This is a genomic window from Mammaliicoccus sp. P-M58 (assembly GCF_022386165.1).
GTDB classification, from domain to species: domain Bacteria; phylum Bacillota; class Bacilli; order Staphylococcales; family Staphylococcaceae; genus Mammaliicoccus; species Mammaliicoccus sciuri.
Map to the genome: position 1 here is coordinate 129,558 of NZ_JAJNJI010000005.1, position 16,112 is coordinate 145,669.

Consider the following 16,112-nt stretch of genomic DNA (forward strand, 5'->3'; position numbering starts at 1 on the left):
TGAAAGATGAATATCGTGAGTATTTGTGCTTGTACAGTAGGTATTGCACACACATATATCGCAGCTGAAAAGTTAGAAAAGGCAGCTGAAAAGAAAGGTCATAGTATCAAAATTGAAACGCAAGGGACAATTGGTGTAGAAAATGAATTGTCACCTGAAGATATTAAACAAGCTGATATCGTGTTGCTTGCTGTAGATGTAAAGGTAAGCGCTAAAGAAAGATTTGAAGGTAAAAAAGTCATCGAAATACCGACAGATGTCGCAATAAAATCTCCAAATAAATTAATAGAAAAAATTGAACAAATTTCACAACAATAAAGGAGATGCCATATGAATTTAATAGATGTATTAGATGAGAACACAATCTTAACAGAACTTGAGACAAATAATAGAGAAGAAACTTTAGAAACACTCGTTCATTTATTTGATAAAGAACAATATATAGACAATTCAGAAGCATTTTTAGAAGCGGTTTATAAAAGAGAGTCAGAAGGCGTAACAGGTATTGGTAACTTTGTGGCGATTCCACATGGGAAAAGTAGTAGCGTTAACAAAGTTGGTATTGCAATTGGCGTCTTAAAAGATGAAGTAGAGTGGCCATCTTTAGATGATAAAGGTGCGAAAGTCGTTATATTACTTGCAGTTGGTGAAGATAGCGACAATTCTAAAGAACATTTGAAACTCTTATCATTAATCGCAAGAAAGTTGAGTAATGATGAAGTGATTGAGCAATTACTAAATTCTAAAAATAAAACAGAAGTTGTAGCAATTTTATCTAACTAACAAAGGGGGAGATAACGTGAAAACATTTTTTAATCAGTTGAATTTAAAAGGTCATTTACTTACGGCAATATCTTATTTAATTCCAGTTGTATGTGGAGCGGGATTCATGATCGCAATTGGGATGGCGTTAGGTGGAGATTCATCAACAGATTTGACGAAGACTGGCTATTCATTCTGGGATGTACTCGCAACACTTGGTGGTGCTGGACTGGGTATGTTACCAGTCGTTATTGCAACAGGTATAGCTTATTCAATTGCTGATAAACCGGGTATAGCACCTGGCCTCGTTATTGGTTTAACAGCTAATGCAGTTGGATCAGGTTTTATCGGAGGATTAATAGGTGGGTTCTTGGCAGGATATCTTGTTGTATTAATTATTAAATATATCAAAATGCCAAATTGGGCTAAAGGCTTAATGCCGATGCTTGTAATTCCATTTATTGCTTCACTTGTAGGTGGGCTCATTATGGTCTATGTAATCGGAGCGCCAATTACACAATTCACGCATATTTTAACTGAGTATTTACAATCTCTAAGTGGTACTTCTAAATTAATTTACGGCATTATCATCGGTGTATTAGCAAGTGTCGATTATGGTGGTCCAATTAATAAGACAGTATTTGCATTTGTATTAACTTTACAAGCACAAGGTATTCATGAACCTATAACAGCATTGATTGTCGTTAACACAGCTACGCCAATTGGATTCGCATTTGCATATTGGATTGGAAGATTAATGCGTAAAAATATTTATAAAAAAGTAGAAGTAGAAACATTAAAAACAGCATTTCCAATGGGGATTATTGAAATAGTAGAAGGCGTCTTACCGATTGTTTTAAATGACATTATTAGATGTGTTATTGCAACAGGAATCGGTGGTGCAGTAGGTGGCGCGATTTCAATGGTGATGAACGCTGACTCGAAAGTACCGTTTGGTGGCATGTTAGCAATTCCAACAATGTCTCAACCATTAGGTTTCGTCATCGCTATCGTAGCAAATGTTATTGTTACAGCTCTAGTACTTGTACTACTTAAGAAACCTGTAAATGAATCAGAAGAAATGGTCGATGAAATTGAAGAAGATGACATAGAATTAGGAGATATTAAAGTATACTAATGGAGGTTTAACACATGGAGAATGTAAAGTTTTCACCATCATTAATGACGATGGACTTAGATAAATTTAGCGAGCAGATTACATTTTTGAATCAGCACGTAGAATCTTATCATATAGATATTATGGACGGTCATTATGTCCCGAATATTACACTTTCACCTTGGTTTATTGAACAAGTTAAGAAAATTTCTGACGTACCCATTTCTGCGCATTTAATGGTCACGGAGCCTTCATTTTGGGTGGATGAATTATTAAAAGTAGATACAGATTATATATGTATACATGCAGAAGTCGTCAATGGTGTCGCTTACCGATTGATTCATAAGATTCATGATCAAGGTAAAAAAGTAGGGATCGTATTAAATCCAGAAACACCCATCGAAGTGATTAAACCATATATTCAATATTTAGATAAGATCACAATTATGACCGTTGACCCAGGGTTTGCTGGAGAAAAATTTATCGATGAAACATTAGATAAAATAGTAGAATTAAGAAAGTTAAGAGATGAACATCAATACAAATATTTAATTGAAATGGATGGTTCTTCAAATAAGAAGACATTTAGTAAAATTCAAAAAGCCAATCCAGATATTTATATATTGGGAAGAAGCGGGCTATTCGGTTTAGATGAACGTATTGACGAAGCATGGCACAAAATGATAGCAGACTTTAATAATGCATTAACTGAAGTATAACTAATAATACCGCCACCTGAGTTGGACGACAACTCAGGTGGCGGTTAAATTATATTTAAACTATTTAATTATATCTATTAGTTCTTTCTTAGATGCTGACCTTGCTGGTATCCAACCAAATACAATACCAATTAACGTTGAAACGCCGACAGCAAGTAAAATAGATCCTAGACTCACAACACTTTGAACCATATCAGGTGTAACGGCTTCTACAAGTTTAGAAATCAAGATACCTATGATTAAACCTATAATGCCACCGATTAGACATAGCACGATACTTTCTATTAAGAATTGTATTTCAATGTCTCGACCCTTAGCCCCAAATGCACGTCTTATCGCAATTTCTTCTGTACGTTCAGCGACTGAAATATACATAACATTCATCACACCTATACCAGCAATGAATAATGAAATTCCTGCTACTGCTGCAACAAAGTACGTAATGGCATCGAATACTTGTGTAATACTTTTCATGACTTCTTCCATATCTGAATACTGATAACTACCTTCGCTCATGCCCGAACCTCTTTTATTTAAGAGCTTAGCTGCCTTATTAGCGATTTCTTTTTTGTTATCATCGTTATCTACTTTTAATTCAAGTTGTGGAAGTTCCTGACTTAAGTCGCCCATATATCGATTGAATGTTTCGCTAGGCATATTGACTGTATTTTCATACATAGGATTATTGACAATACCTACAATTTTAAATCCTTGGTCATCTATAAATAACGTCTTGCCAATCGCGTCACCTTTGAACGCTTTTTTAGCGATTGTTTGATCGATTGTGACGACTTTTTCTTTCAATTCATTATCTGATTGTGTGAATCCTTTACCTTCAGATGCATTATCGACAAGGTCTTTTTTAAAGATATTGATGTCATATTGCTTTTGTGAATTGGTCATTTTTGCTCCATAACTTTGACTGTCATCTTCTTTAATTTTAGCATCTGTGACACCGTCTATTTGTTTGACGAGCTCAATATCTTGTTTGTCGAATGGATTTTCTTTAGAGCCTTCCATATTTTCAGGCATGAAGCTAATCATAGCTTGTCCTTTACTCGCACCCGTATCAGCAAATTCATCAGCTGCCGTCTTTTTAAAACCATTACCTAAAGACATAATGGTAATGACTGCAGCTATACCAATAATAATACCAATCATCGTAAAGATGTTACGGCGTTTATTCTTCATGATAGATTTGAGAGAGACTGATATGATATTCGGTAAGTTCTTCATTCTATCACCTCTTCTCGCTGAACACGTCCATCTAATATGTGTATCACGCGATCAGCTTGTTCAGCTACTTTACGATCATGCGTAACAATAATCATAGTTGTATTTTGCTCGCGATTCAGTCGCACAAATAAATCCATAATATCTTTAGAAGTTTGAGAATCAAGCGCACCTGTTGGTTCATCAGCGATAATGAATTTAGGTTTGTTGACAATCGAGCGCGCGATGGCGACACGTTGTTGTTGACCACCCGATAATTTATTCGGTACAAGATGTTTTTTATCTGCTATTCCAACGTCTTTTAAGACAGATTCAACACGTTGTTTACGTTCTTTTGAAGACATACCTGAATATAATAGGGGGATACTAACATTCTCCATGATCGTATTATTTTGTATCAATTTAAAATTTTGAAAGACAAAACCGACTGTTTTATTTCTAATAAAGGCAAGCTTATTATCTGAAACTTGTTGATAATTCTCATCATCAAACAGATATTCACCTGTGTAACCTCTATCAATAAACCCTAAAATATTAATTAGTGTACTTTTCCCAGAACCTGAAGGGCCCATAATCGCGATAAATTCACCTGTATCAATAGATATATTAATATCTTTCAATATATGGTTTGTTTCTTCTCCGTTTTTAAAGTGTCGATTCACATTAACTAAATTAATCATGATGCTATCTCAACCTTTTCACCATTATTTAATGTTTTCTTAGGTGAAATGATCAGTTTATCTCCAGATTTAAGTCCTTTCTCAACATATATTTCACCATTTTGTCGTTTAATATTAATATGTCGTTTATGAACTTTATGATTTTTATCGACAACAAATACATGGTTACCTTTTGTTAATACAGACTTAGGTAATTTAATTGTATCTAAAGGAATCTCTCCTTCTGTTGAGAAGCCACTACGAACAGAAATGTCTAATTTACCAATCGTTACTTGGTATTTAGAATTACCTTTTCCAACGCTTGGATTATTTGAAACAGGATTAGAAGTCTGCGTTGTTTCACTTTCTGGATCGGCAGTATTCATCGATTCACTTTGGTTACTATCATCGTAACTTGTAGGTAATTCAGAAATCTTTGTTACTTTCCCTTTACCTTCTCCGCCAGTACTGTTCACAGTTACATTAACTGCATCGCCAACCTTAATTTTAGTAATATCAAATTCTGATACAGAAGTTTTGATTTGAGGTTCACTTGCGACTAATTTTAAAATCGCTTCACCACTGTTAGCGTCATTATCATTCTCCATTTCGACTTTACCATCAAATGAAGCATATATACTTTCGTTTACTTGACGATCATACTGCGATAACTGTTTGTTAGCATCATTTAATGTATTTAAATCTTTAGATAAAGTGTTCTGTAAATCATTATTGTTCGGTTGCTGATTAATATTTTGGTAGTCTTGATCCACTTTGTTTTGTGCAGCATTTACTTTATCTTGTAAATCTTGGCGCTTTTGATCATTTACATTATAGTTAATCAATTGATCACCTTGTTTAACAGATTGACCATCTTCAACAACTGTACTCACAAATTCACCTAACTGATCATTATTGTTATAAGTTTTAATTTTAGTAGGTGAAGCCTTACCAGAAATACTTAAAGGAGATTCCTTTTTAACTTTATATGTATCATAACCGTCTTTTTTATCGTCTGTATCATTTGTAGTTTGTTTTACAATAAGCGCAACAACAACTAACAAAACGATAACAATAATCCCGATTATCCAAAATAATTTACGCTTCAACTTATTTCACTCCTATATATTTTTATTCTCACATGGGAAATGTTACCACAGTTAGGAACAATAAAAAATAATACTTATGAGATTTAAGAATATTAAATTTGTAATTAATTATTCATGGTTTTTTATGTAATTCACAAACAATAGTAGAATTATACATGAGTGATAGAGCGTAAAATTAAAAATATCCATAAAAAAGCACAAAAAAATAACCATCTCTAACTTTGGAGGTTTAGATGGTTATTTTTAACATAATCAAAAATCCACCGTCTTTTTAACGGGCTCATGGGCAACGTGTTACAGCACGTTGCCTTTTTATGCATATATTATACAATAAATTCAGATATTTTGTCTATAACAACCTAAAAATAATGTTACAAATAATGGGAATTTGGTATAATATAACAGAGCAAGTTAGATAGATGGTGGCTAATCTAAGTATAAAGTGAGGTGATGCTTATGAAAGTATCAGCAAAATCTTTAGAAAGGAGATGCCCTTAGTGTTTACAATTGTCGATGTGATGAACTTAATATTTAGTTTCGGTAATTTTATCGTACTATTATTAGGTTTAGTAATCGCAATTATAAAATTAAACACAAAAAATAACCATCGCTAACTTTGGAGAGGCGATAGTTATTTAATAACTAATAAATTTTCCACCGTCTTTTTAACGGGCTTATTGGCAGCGTGTGACAGCACGTTGCCTTTTTCATTTACATAATAGCACAATTTGGCATATTTTGTCTATTGAAGTCCAAACATAATGTTACAAATAATGGGAATTTGGTATAATATAACAGAGCAAGTTAGATAGATGGTGGCTAATCTCTTAAATGAAGGGGTGATGCCTATGATAATGGTTTCGACTCCTAGAAAGGAGTAATATGACTGATTATGAAATACTAATGATTGTTATATCAATCATTGAATTAGTATTAATTAGTAATAATAACCATAAAAAATAACCATCACTAACTTTGATCAGTTCGATGGTTAAATTTATTAAACTTTAACTTTTGAAACAGTCACCGTCTTTTTAACGGGCTCATAGGCAACGTGTGACCGCACGTTGCCTTTTTCATTTACATAATAGCATAATTTGGTATATTTTGTCTATTTCTGTTGAGTAATCATATGAATATTTAATTTCCTTAGTTCTTTAAGAAGTACATGAATATCATATTCTATGCAAAAATTAAATAACGATTATAAAATTTAAGAATATTAATTATATAATTAAGTATTTTATTAATGCTTTATGAATGTTAACCTTAAATTATACAAAAAGCAAAGGAGTATAGTGATGAAACATTCAAATTTATTATTTGCACCAACTTTAAACAACTATAGAGAACGACCTAAGTGGTTGTTAAATATGATTTTGGTCATTATTTTATCAGTTGCTTCAATATGGATTACATCAATAACAACTGATCTTACAGCTGATTTAAAAGAAGCTGGATTAAGTGAAACTGAAATTGATCAAATGTCTACATTTACTACAGTATTTGCATACATAGGTGGTATTTTAGCACCAATTATAGGCATTGCTTTTTCGTTTCTAATCTTTCTAATTATCTCAAAAATTATGAAATCTGATGTGAAAGCTTCAAGTTTATTTGCAGCTGCAACATTTGTAAAATTAATTACAACAATCTTTAATCTCATCGTTATAGCTATTATAGCAATTGTAGGTTTAGATTCAGTTAAACACTCTATTACAAGTTTGGCAGTATTTAGTCAAAGTAATGATTATCTCGGTGTATTTGATTTATCAACATTATTAGCAGCGTATTTATTTGGAGTTGTATTATATGCAACGAGTAGATTTAAAGGAAAGACAGCAGTAATATGGACTGTGATTTATCTTGTTGTCGTAATTGGAATAGGTTTAATTCAAGCAAGTATATAATGAATTGATCAATAAAGCCCGTTTTCAAGGAAACGGGCTTTAAATATTATTTATAGTTTTTTAAGTAATACGCGCCACCTAAAAGGCCAACAGGAATTCCAAATAAAGGTGTGATGAGGACGCTTAAGACAACAACCGCAACGAGTACAACTGCTATATTATAACCCGTTAATTCTAACTCAAGTAAATCGTTGAAACTTTTCTGAAGTAATTCTTTTACTTTCATGTTTAACCCTCCATTGATATTCTTTCTTATAATTTATGTGAAATTATTCATTTCATATTATACCATCTCATATAATTACTGGTAAAACAGATATCATTTTCATCTCTTTAATATATATGATTACCATAATTATATATAAAAAGTTACATTTATATTATAAAGAAATATATTATGAATATCATAAGTTTTTGAGAATTTAAAATAATATTAACAATGAAAGAGGTATGTCACATGGGTTTTTATATAATGTTACTTTCATTTATATTAGGTTTAGTGATTGTAGTAGTTGGTATAAAACTTAGAAAAGAGCATAATATTTATAAAGGATCTATAGTTGTCGGTGCGGTTCTTATTATCTTTGCTATTTATTTAGGATGGCCAAAATAAAGAATAGTGTACTAAAGGGTGAAACTTTATGAAACAAATTATTTTATTAATATTAGTAGCAGGTATACTTCCAGTTATCGCAACTAATTTAGAAGGAAGTTTAACCAATTTATCTGCAGTATTATGGGGAGTTTCAATATTTCTCTTTATAATTGCTGCATATAAAGTAGTAAAAAAGGTCATGAATTAGGGTGGCTCTTTTAATAAAAAACAAACGATACACTCTATAACTTTATCTCTTATTTAAGTGAAAAGTGTCGGAGTGTATCGTTATTTTATATTTACATATTTTGAGCTTTTAGCTTTTTAGAAGTGATGATATTGACGATTAACCATACGAGTTGTGTTAAGAATGGAATGATAAAAAGTGTTGCCATGATACCGATAGAGAACCATTTTAATTCTGTTGTTTGCACAGCTCCAGTGGCATCGACTTCTCTAAACCATAAAAAGATTGAGAACGTTAAAAATGCACCAACTTCAATGATTGTTAAAATCCACCACAATATCCATGATACTTTCATGAGAATGCCTCTTTTTAGTATATAATATATTAATGTAATATTATCATTTAAATATTAAATGAGCAATAAAGGGAAGAATGCTTGAATATATGATATGGTTTGAATAACATGTAAATAATAATATGAGTTTGAGGAGGGTTATAGTGGTTAAGAATTTAATGGAATGGGTTGTATCTATCGTTGTTGCTATTGTTGTGGCGTGGCTTATTACGACTTTTTTATTTAGTAGATATGAGGTGCATGGACAGTCTATGTATCCTACGTTTAATGATAAAGACAATTTGATTGTTAGTAAAATTTCGAAAACGCTTGGTACGATTGATAGAGGTGATGTGATTATTTTTCATGCGAATGAAGAAAAAGATTATATTAAGAGATTAATAGGTGTACCTGGTGACACTGTCAGTTATAAGAATGATCAATTATATATCAATCATGAAAAAGTTGCAGAACCTTATTTAGATTTTAATAAGAAGCATAAATTCACGGAGTATTTAACGGAAAACTTTGATGTTTCAGATACAAAAAATTCTGAGGGTGAAAAAGTAATTCCGAAAGGTAAATATTTAGTCCTCGGTGATAATCGTTTGAATAGTAACGATAGTCGCCAAGATGTTGGACTCATTACCGACAAACAAATTGTAGGAAAAGCTAAATTAAGAATTTTACCAACGAATAATATGAAATATGATTTTTATGCTGATTCGTTTGATCATGTAAATGAGTATTGATTGAAACAATATGCTAAACTTTAGATAACTGCATGTAGACTATATAGAATAGGATGAGGCTAATGTCATTTGAGATTGAGACTTTAGATAAAGAGAAGAATATAGATTTGATTACAATCTATGATGAGCGTTCGAAGGTTCAATTCACGAATTTTGGTATGCGGATTGTCGATTGGAAAATTGATGATAGATCCGTTATCCTTGGTCCGACTGAAAGTGATGATTTAATAGAATATTATGAGCAAAATCCTTATTTCTTTGGTGCTACTGTTGCAAGACATGGTGGCAGAATTGAAAATGGTCAGTTTGTATTAAATGGTGAATCCTATCAGCTTGAACAAAATGATGGTGTGCATAATTTACATGGTGGTTCTAACGGATTGCATACTCAAGTGTTTGATTATGACATTGTTAATGAAGATGATATTGTCCGTATTGTATATCATGCAGAATTGAAACATTCAGTTGATCATTTCCCAGGTGATATTGATATGACCGTAACACATCAATATGATTTAACGAATTTGAAATGGACGGTTACATATGAAGCAATAAGTACTGAAGATACTTTATTGAATCCGATGAATCATGTGTATTTTAATTTGAATGAAACAAATGCATCCATTGAAAATCATCAACTTCATCATAACGTTCAATTATATCCGCTTAAAGATAATCAAATTGTTGAATCTCTCGATACAGAGAATATTAATGTAGAAATTGGTAAAGAAAGTGTAACTTTTAAAGAATTATTTGAAAGTGGATTACAACAAATCAATCAATTTAATGGTATCGATCATCCAGTGACATTAGAAGATGGCACTTTCAAAGTGTCGAATGATGAATTGGAACTTGAAATGACGACTGATCAGAATGACGTTGTCATATTTACATTGAACGATGTAGATTGGAATGATCTCAAAGACTCTATTAATGTACATGGTGGCTTCACATTAGAAACGCAATCACTACCTAATGATATTAATTTATTAAATGAAGCAGCACCATCAATTTTAAGAAAAGGCGACACATTTAATAGTGTCACAAGTTATCAAATCAATTATAAGAAATAGTTTATATAATAGAAGACAATCATACTTTCATGACCAATCTTGTTTAGAAGCGTTGGTTATGAAAGTATTTTTTATGTATTATTTATCAATGACTTTCATAAATAATGTCTTTTAATTTTAAAATAGCAGGTTCGATATCTTCTCGATTTATTTTCGCAAATCCAATAATAAGTGTCTTAAATGGTGTGTTTTCAGGTTCATCAGCCATGAAACGCCTAATCGTATATAATTCTATATCGTGGTCATGCGCCTTTTGTTCAATCTCTTGGTAACTTAAGTCTGTTTTAATATTAATTAGAAAATGCAGTCCTGCCTCCATGTCGTAAATCGAGACGTCTTCTTTAAATGCCCTTTTTAATACTTTTAGAAAAAGCTCTCTCTTTTCAGTATAAGTATGATGCATTTTACGAATATATTTCTCATAGTTTCCGGATTTAATAAATAAATGTAGGGCGTAGGCATTTATTAAGCTTAAATCTGTAATGGATGTATCTGTTATCGCATCGAATTTATATAAGAGTGGATAGGGTAAGACCATATAGCTTATTCTCAAACTTGGCATTAATGTCTTCGCGAATGTACCTAAATATATGACACGTTCATTCTTATCTAAACTATACAATGAAGGAATATTGTCTGTACCATATTTATATTCACTATCATAATCGTCTTCTATAATATATTTATTATGTTCCGTTACCCAGTTGAGTAATTCAATTCTTCTTGAAATCGGCATTATGGTACCTGTTGGAAATTGATGTGAAGGTGTTGTCACGACAAAATCAGGCTTTGCCTCTTTAACATGTTCAACAGATAACCCTTTGTTGTCTAGCGGAATATTAACGACATCCTGACCCATACCAATAAATAGCTTCCTCATTCGTGAATACCCAGGATTTTCGATAGCAATTTTTTGATTGTTTGAAAATGCTTTGAATAAGTTGCTTAATAAGTTTGCTGTACCTGAGCCGACAATGATTTGTTCAGGATAACAAACGACACCTCTTTTGTATGAAATCAATTGAGCGATTGATTTTCTTAGCTCAAGCGGACCTTTATATACAGGAATTTCTGACATTTCATGTTTGAAAAGATGAAAAGCTTCTTTCACATATTTAGACCATAAGTCTATTGGAAACTGTGAGATGTCTGTTGTCATATGCGACAAAGAATAACGATATGAAGATTTAATTTGAGTTGGGTTATTATTTAAAGGTTGCGTAATATGTTGATCTTGAATGATTAACTTATTTAATGCTTCAACAAAGTAACCTTGTCTTTCCTTTGTATAAATATAACCCTCAGCAAAAAGTTGTTCATAAGCATTCTTGACAGTGTTAATACTGACATTTTGATCAATTGAAAGTTGTCTTTTGGATGGTAATTTTTCGTGACTATTATATTTTTGAGAGAGTATATCTTGTTTTAATTTGAGATAAATTTCTCTATATTTGTAAGTTTGTGTCATATCGTTCGCCCCTCTGGTACTATTAAAAATTAAAAACTGGTACTTTTCATTATACCAATCTTTTTTTAATATGTACTAAATAAACAATAGGAGGGATTTTGATGGGTAAGACTCAAGAACAATTAGAATCTTTACGTAACGAATATGTAGCAAGAGGTGTCAGTAATGGTAATACACATATTGCTGATTTTGCAAAAGGGGCAACAGTTACAGATAAAGACGGTAAAGAGTGGATTGACTTTGCAGGAGCAATTGGTACGTTAAACGTTGGTCATTCACATCCTAAAATAACTGAACATTTAAAAAACGAGCTTGAAAGATTTATTTTACCTGGTTTCAATGTGATTATGTATGAAAGTTATATTAAATTAGCAGAGAAATTAGCAGAAATTACACCAGGTGACCATAAAAAGAAAACAGTATTACTAAATTCTGGCGCAGAAGCAGTAGAAAACGCTGTAAAAATCGCTAGAAAATATACAGGTAGACAACAAGTTGTATCATTTGTTAGAGGCTTTCACGGAAGAACAAATTTAACGATGTCTATGACAAGTAAAGTAAGACCTTATAAATTGGGGTTTGGCCCATTTGCACCAGAAGTATATCAAGCGCCATATCCTTATTTAGCAGATAAACCTGAAGGATTAAGTGATGAGGCATACATAGATTCAGTCATTAAAGATTTGAAGAATTTCTTTATCGCAACAGTGGATCCTTCAGAAGTGGCATGTGTTGTGATTGAGCCAGTACAAGGTGAAGGTGGATTTATCATTCCAGATAAGAAATTTATTCATGCATTAAAAGATATTTGTGAAGAACATGGTATCGTATTTATTGCAGATGAAATTCAAACAGGCTTTGCACGTACTGGTAAGACATTTGCAATTGAGCATTTTGATGTTATACCAGATTTAATGACTGTATCAAAATCTCTAGCAGCCGGATTCCCATTAAGTGGCGTTGTAGGACGTAGTGAAATTATCGACAGCCCAAATCCAGGCGAAATTGGTGGAACATATGCAGGAAATCCACTTGCATGTGAAGCAGCATTAAAAGTAATTGAAATTATTGAAGAAGAAAACTTAAATGCTAAAGCTGAACAACTTGGTGCAACAATTCAATCAAGATTAGAAGCATTTAAATTAGAGCATTCATTTATAGGAGATATTCGTAGATTAGGCGCAATGGTCGCAATGGAAATTGTTGATCCAGAAACGCAATCACCTGATAAAGTTAAAACGTCACAAATCGTTAAAGCAGCAAATGAAAATGGTTTATTATTATTATCAGCTGGTATTAACGGAAATGTGATTCGATTTTTAGCACCGTTAGTCATTACAGATCAAGAATTAAACGAAGGATTATCAATCTTAGAATCTAGTCTTTAAGAAATTTGACTAATAAAAATGGGGTATAATTATGAATTCTCAATTTAATAAATCAATGAATATAGCAGACGTATTATTTCTCGCGATTGGCGCCATGCTTGGATGGGGCTGGGTTGTTCTTTCGGGAGAATGGATTTCACAAGCAGGATTTCTAGGTAGTATTATCGCATTTGTAATTGGTGGATTATTAGTAATTTTTATTGGATTAACATACGCAGAGCTTGCCTCTGCAATTCCTGAAACAGGTGGCGGATTTGTCTTCGTTAAGAAAGCATTTAGTCCAGGCGTAGCATTTATATCTGGTTGGTCAGTATTATTTGGTTATGTATCTGTTATTACATTTGAAGCAGTCGCATTACCAACTGTTATTGACTATGTCATACCGTTTGAACATTCTGGTTTATTATGGAATTTAGCTGGATGGGATGTTTACTTAACTTGGGTACTTATCGGTTCTTTAGGTAGTGTCATATTAACGTCATTAAACTACTTTGGCGTTAAACCAGCTGCAGTTATGCAGACTGTTTTTACAATATTTATTGTAGGCGTAGGTTTATTATTATTCTTTGGTGCAGGTTTCAATGGTGACTTTACACATCTTAAACCATTATTTAATGGTGGTGTAGGTGGGACAATGTCTGTTCTGATCATGATTCCATTCTTATTTGTAGGGTTCGATGTTATTCCACAAATAGCTGAAGAAGTAAAAGCACCTTCTAAAAAAATAGGTGGTATTTTAATTATCTCTATTATAGCATCGGTTATCTTCTATTTATTAATTGTGTTTGGTGTTGCGACTGGTTTAACACCAAGTCAATTAAGTACAAGTGAATTAGCTACGGCAGATGCAATGGTGAATTTATTTGGCTCAAGTGGATTTGGTATATTACTCGTATTAGGTGGAATTGCTGGTATTATCACAAGTTGGAATGCATTTATTATAGGTGGTAGTCGTATTTTATATGCGATGGCGAAAAATAATATGATTCCTAAGTGGTTTGCATACATTCATCCTAAATACAAAACACCAACACACGGCATTATATTCCTTGGTGTATTAGCATTTATTGCACCTTTATTAGGTCGTCCTGCATTAGTATGGATTGTTGATGCTGGTGGCATCGGTGTTGTATTAGGTTACTTGCTAGTTGCTTGTGCATTCTTAAAATTAAGAAAAAGTGAACCTAACTTAGAAAGACCATATCGTATTAAAAGTGGTAAAGTAGTCGGTTGGATTGCTGTTATTTTAAGTATTGCGTTTATCGCAATTTATTTACCAGGAATGCCTTCATCACTTATTTGGCCGCATGAATGGATTATCGTATTTGTATGGTATGGCATAGCAGCAGTCTTATATTTAACAAAATCAAAAGGGGATGAAGTATTTGAAACAGCTAAAAGTATACAATCCAGCAACGAATGAAGTCGTTAAGAAGATTCCTTATACTTCTGAAGAAGAAGCAATTCAACAAATTGATAAGGCACAAGTTGCATATGAATCATGGCGTGAAAAAGACGCACATGAACGTTCATCACTTTTATTAAAATGGTATCAATTAATTGATGAACATAAAGAAGAATTAGCAGAATTAATTACTCTAGAGAACGGTAAACCTTATAAAGAAGCATTAGGCGAAGTTACTTATGCAAATAGTTACATTCAATGGTATCAAGAAGAAGCAAAACGTATTTATGGTAAGACGATACCTGCTAATCAAAAAGGTAAAAAGATTATCACTGATCCGTTTCCTGTAGGTGTTGTTGGTGCAATTACACCTTGGAATTTCCCAGCAGCAATGATTGCGAGAAAAATGGCGCCAGCATTAGCAGCGGGTTGTACAATTGTTTGTAAACCAGCTTTAGAAACACCATTAACGACGATAAGAATGGTTGAATTGGCACATGAAGCGGGTATCCCTGAAGATGCCATTCAATATGTTGTATTAAGTGGTAAAGACGCAGGTAGAATATTTACTGAAAGTCCAATTATACAGAAGATAACATTCACAGGATCTACACCAGTCGGTAAACATTTAATAAAAGATTCTGCAAATACAGTTAAAAATGTCACGATGGAATTAGGTGGATTAGCACCAGTTATTGTTCATAAAGATGCAGATATTGAACTAGCAGTTGATCAAACAATCGCGACTAAATTTAGAAATTCAGGACAAACTTGTATAAGTGCAAATAGAATTTATGTACATCAAGATATAGAACAAGCTTATACAGAACGTTTAACTGAAAAAGTAAATGCATTAAATGTAGGAAATGGCTTAGAAGAAGGTGTTGAAATGGGGCCGCTCATTAATCAACAAGCTGTAGATAAAGTGATTGACCAAATTGAAGATGCTGTTCATTATGGTGGAGAATTGTCATTACCATTAGAACAATTAAAATTAGGTGGAAATTTCTTAAAGCCAGTCGTTATTAGACAAGCTAATCTTGAAATGAAAGTGATGCATGAAGAAACGTTCGGACCAATTGCTGCAGTCATGGCATATGAAGATTTAGATGAAATTATTAAAGTTGCCAATGATACGGAATATGGTTTAGCCGCTTATTTCTTTACGAATGACTATCGTACAGGCTTTGATATTTATAAGAAGCTTGATTTCGGTGTGATAGGTTGGAATGATGGTGCGCCATCAGCAGCGCATGCGCCATTTGGAGGATTTAAAGAAAGTGGATATGGCCGTGAAGGCGGCATCGAAGGTATTGAACCTTATTTAGAAACTAAATATTTATCAATCGGTAATATATAATAAATGAACCCCCTAAAAGTGACCACTTTTAGGGGGTTCTC

The 16,112-nt window shown here is 32.7% G+C and carries 19 protein-coding genes; 13 read left to right on the top strand and 6 right to left on the bottom strand.

The genetic code is table 11. From position 1 onward, the window contains the following. The first annotated feature begins 6 nt into the window (after nt 1–6). Genes LQ694_RS07170 through alsE form a run of 4 tightly spaced genes read left to right on the top strand, consistent with a single transcriptional unit; the run spans nt 7 to nt 2,598 of the window. Entirely contained in the window at nt 7–318 is a 312-nt protein-coding gene (locus LQ694_RS07170; RefSeq protein ID WP_058610961.1) for a PTS fructose transporter subunit IIB, read from the top strand. Nucleotides 319–330: 12 nt separating this feature from the next. Then, complete coding sequence (locus LQ694_RS07175) at nt 331–783, top strand: PTS sugar transporter subunit IIA (RefSeq protein WP_058610962.1); 453 nt, start codon at nt 331–333, stop codon at nt 781–783. Between the two features lie 16 nt (nt 784–799). Continuing rightward, nucleotides 800–1,900: a PTS fructose transporter subunit IIC gene (locus LQ694_RS07180; protein WP_049319516.1), complete on the top strand. Its 1,101-nt coding sequence runs from the start codon at nt 800–802 to the stop codon at nt 1,898–1,900. Between the two features lie 14 nt (nt 1,901–1,914). Next, nucleotides 1,915–2,598: a D-allulose 6-phosphate 3-epimerase gene (gene alsE / locus LQ694_RS07185; RefSeq protein ID WP_049319517.1), complete on the top strand. Its 684-nt coding sequence runs from the start codon at nt 1,915–1,917 to the stop codon at nt 2,596–2,598. 60 nt (nt 2,599–2,658) lie between these two features. Here alsE and LQ694_RS07190 read toward each other — a convergent pair whose 3' ends face one another. The 3 genes from LQ694_RS07190 to LQ694_RS07200 are packed head-to-tail and all read right to left on the bottom strand — an operon-like array spanning nt 2,659 to nt 5,599. Continuing rightward, the gene (locus LQ694_RS07190) at nt 2,659–3,834 is read right to left on the bottom strand and encodes an ABC transporter permease (RefSeq protein ID WP_058610963.1); all 1,176 of its coding nucleotides are present in this window, start codon (nt 3,832–3,834) and stop codon (nt 2,659–2,661) included. Next, nucleotides 3,831–4,511, bottom strand: coding sequence for an ABC transporter ATP-binding protein (locus tag LQ694_RS07195; protein ID WP_049319519.1), 681 nt, complete (start codon nt 4,509–4,511; stop codon nt 3,831–3,833). The genes LQ694_RS07190 and LQ694_RS07195 overlap by 4 nt, the downstream gene beginning before the upstream one ends. Further along, entirely contained in the window at nt 4,508–5,599 is a 1,092-nt protein-coding gene (locus LQ694_RS07200) for an efflux RND transporter periplasmic adaptor subunit (protein ID WP_218696949.1), read from the bottom strand. Before LQ694_RS07200 ends, LQ694_RS07195 begins: the two co-directional genes overlap by 4 nt. A 497-nt stretch (nt 5,600–6,096) precedes the next feature. Here LQ694_RS07200 and LQ694_RS07205 point away from each other — a divergent pair, with 497 nt between their 5' ends. Both LQ694_RS07205 and LQ694_RS07210 read left to right on the top strand, forming a co-directional pair. Beyond that, nucleotides 6,097–6,213 carry a putative holin-like toxin gene (locus tag LQ694_RS07205; protein WP_065380873.1) on the top strand — a complete coding sequence of 39 codons (117 nt, stop codon included), beginning with the start codon at nt 6,097–6,099 and terminating at the stop codon, nt 6,211–6,213. A gap of 687 nt (nt 6,214–6,900) precedes the next feature. Next, nucleotides 6,901–7,509, top strand: a complete 609-nt coding sequence (locus LQ694_RS07210; protein ID WP_196967979.1) for a YIP1 family protein — start codon at nt 6,901–6,903, stop codon at nt 7,507–7,509. A 46-nt stretch (nt 7,510–7,555) separates the two neighbouring features. Here the strand turns inward: LQ694_RS07210 and LQ694_RS07215 are convergent, their stop codons facing one another. Then, on the bottom strand, nt 7,556–7,735 hold the full coding sequence (locus LQ694_RS07215) for a VraH family peptide resistance protein (protein WP_048541552.1): 180 nt from the start codon (nt 7,733–7,735) through the stop codon (nt 7,556–7,558). Nucleotides 7,736–7,966: 231 nt separating this feature from the next. On the opposite strand from LQ694_RS07215, the gene LQ694_RS07220 reads away from it, so the two are divergent. Together LQ694_RS07220 and LQ694_RS07225 are read left to right on the top strand one after the other, a co-directional pair. After that, nucleotides 7,967–8,122 carry a hypothetical protein gene (locus LQ694_RS07220; protein ID WP_196967980.1) on the top strand — a complete coding sequence of 52 codons (156 nt, stop codon included), beginning with the start codon at nt 7,967–7,969 and terminating at the stop codon, nt 8,120–8,122. A 28-nt stretch (nt 8,123–8,150) separates the two neighbouring features. Further along, nucleotides 8,151–8,312 (top strand): hypothetical protein, encoded by a 162-nt coding sequence (locus LQ694_RS07225; protein ID WP_196967981.1) that lies wholly within the window; start codon nt 8,151–8,153, stop codon nt 8,310–8,312. A gap of 91 nt (nt 8,313–8,403) precedes the next feature. Here LQ694_RS07225 and LQ694_RS07230 read toward each other — a convergent pair whose 3' ends face one another. Next, nucleotides 8,404–8,646 (bottom strand): DUF3923 family protein, encoded by a 243-nt coding sequence (locus LQ694_RS07230; RefSeq protein WP_058610966.1) that lies wholly within the window; start codon nt 8,644–8,646, stop codon nt 8,404–8,406. A 143-nt stretch (nt 8,647–8,789) separates the two neighbouring features. On the opposite strand from LQ694_RS07230, the gene lepB reads away from it, so the two are divergent. Both lepB and LQ694_RS07240 read left to right on the top strand, forming a co-directional pair. Next, on the top strand, nt 8,790–9,377 hold the full coding sequence (lepB, locus tag LQ694_RS07235; protein WP_218696945.1) for a signal peptidase I: 588 nt from the start codon (nt 8,790–8,792) through the stop codon (nt 9,375–9,377). Between the two features lie 62 nt (nt 9,378–9,439). Further along, nucleotides 9,440–10,450: an aldose epimerase family protein gene (locus tag LQ694_RS07240; RefSeq protein ID WP_218696944.1), complete on the top strand. Its 1,011-nt coding sequence runs from the start codon at nt 9,440–9,442 to the stop codon at nt 10,448–10,450. An 85-nt stretch (nt 10,451–10,535) separates the two neighbouring features. On the opposite strand, the gene gabR is transcribed toward LQ694_RS07240, so the two are convergent. Then, a complete protein-coding gene (gene gabR, locus LQ694_RS07245; protein ID WP_058610969.1) occupies nt 10,536–11,918 on the bottom strand; it encodes a MocR-like transcriptional regulator GabR in 1,383 nt (460 codons plus the stop codon). Between the two features lie 101 nt (nt 11,919–12,019). Here gabR and gabT point away from each other — a divergent pair, with 101 nt between their 5' ends. From gabT to LQ694_RS07260, 3 genes are read left to right on the top strand one after another with little or no spacing between them, the layout of a single operon-like run. Next, entirely contained in the window at nt 12,020–13,306 is a 1,287-nt protein-coding gene (gene gabT / locus LQ694_RS07250; protein ID WP_135015414.1) for a 4-aminobutyrate--2-oxoglutarate transaminase, read from the top strand. Nucleotides 13,307–13,337: 31 nt separating this feature from the next. Beyond that, nucleotides 13,338–14,729: an APC family permease gene (locus tag LQ694_RS07255; RefSeq protein ID WP_058610971.1), complete on the top strand. Its 1,392-nt coding sequence runs from the start codon at nt 13,338–13,340 to the stop codon at nt 14,727–14,729. Further along, nucleotides 14,692–16,071 (top strand): NAD-dependent succinate-semialdehyde dehydrogenase, encoded by a 1,380-nt coding sequence (locus LQ694_RS07260; RefSeq protein WP_196967984.1) that lies wholly within the window; start codon nt 14,692–14,694, stop codon nt 16,069–16,071. Before LQ694_RS07255 ends, LQ694_RS07260 begins: the two co-directional genes overlap by 38 nt. Nucleotides 16,072–16,112 lie beyond the last annotated feature (41 nt).

Coding starts and splice junctions, on each gene's coding strand:
- LQ694_RS07170 (WP_058610961.1), top strand. CDS start 7: ATGAATATCGTGAGTATTTGTGCTTGTACAGTAGGTATTGCACACACA.
- LQ694_RS07175 (WP_058610962.1), top strand. CDS start 331: ATGAATTTAATAGATGTATTAGATGAGAACACAATCTTAACAGAACTT.
- alsE (WP_049319517.1), top strand. CDS start 1,915: ATGGAGAATGTAAAGTTTTCACCATCATTAATGACGATGGACTTAGAT.
- LQ694_RS07190 (WP_058610963.1), bottom strand. CDS start 3,834: ATGAAGAACTTACCGAATATCATATCAGTCTCTCTCAAATCTATCATG.
- LQ694_RS07195 (WP_049319519.1), bottom strand. CDS start 4,511: ATGATTAATTTAGTTAATGTGAATCGACACTTTAAAAACGGAGAAGAA.
- LQ694_RS07210 (WP_196967979.1), top strand. CDS start 6,901: ATGAAACATTCAAATTTATTATTTGCACCAACTTTAAACAACTATAGA.
- LQ694_RS07215 (WP_048541552.1), bottom strand. CDS start 7,735: ATGAAAGTAAAAGAATTACTTCAGAAAAGTTTCAACGATTTACTTGAG.
- LQ694_RS07220 (WP_196967980.1), top strand. CDS start 7,967: ATGGGTTTTTATATAATGTTACTTTCATTTATATTAGGTTTAGTGATT.
- LQ694_RS07225 (WP_196967981.1), top strand. CDS start 8,151: ATGAAACAAATTATTTTATTAATATTAGTAGCAGGTATACTTCCAGTT.
- LQ694_RS07230 (WP_058610966.1), bottom strand. CDS start 8,646: ATGAAAGTATCATGGATATTGTGGTGGATTTTAACAATCATTGAAGTT.
- LQ694_RS07240 (WP_218696944.1), top strand. CDS start 9,440: ATGTCATTTGAGATTGAGACTTTAGATAAAGAGAAGAATATAGATTTG.
- gabR (WP_058610969.1), bottom strand. CDS start 11,918: ATGACACAAACTTACAAATATAGAGAAATTTATCTCAAATTAAAACAA.
- gabT (WP_135015414.1), top strand. CDS start 12,020: ATGGGTAAGACTCAAGAACAATTAGAATCTTTACGTAACGAATATGTA.
- LQ694_RS07255 (WP_058610971.1), top strand. CDS start 13,338: ATGAATTCTCAATTTAATAAATCAATGAATATAGCAGACGTATTATTT.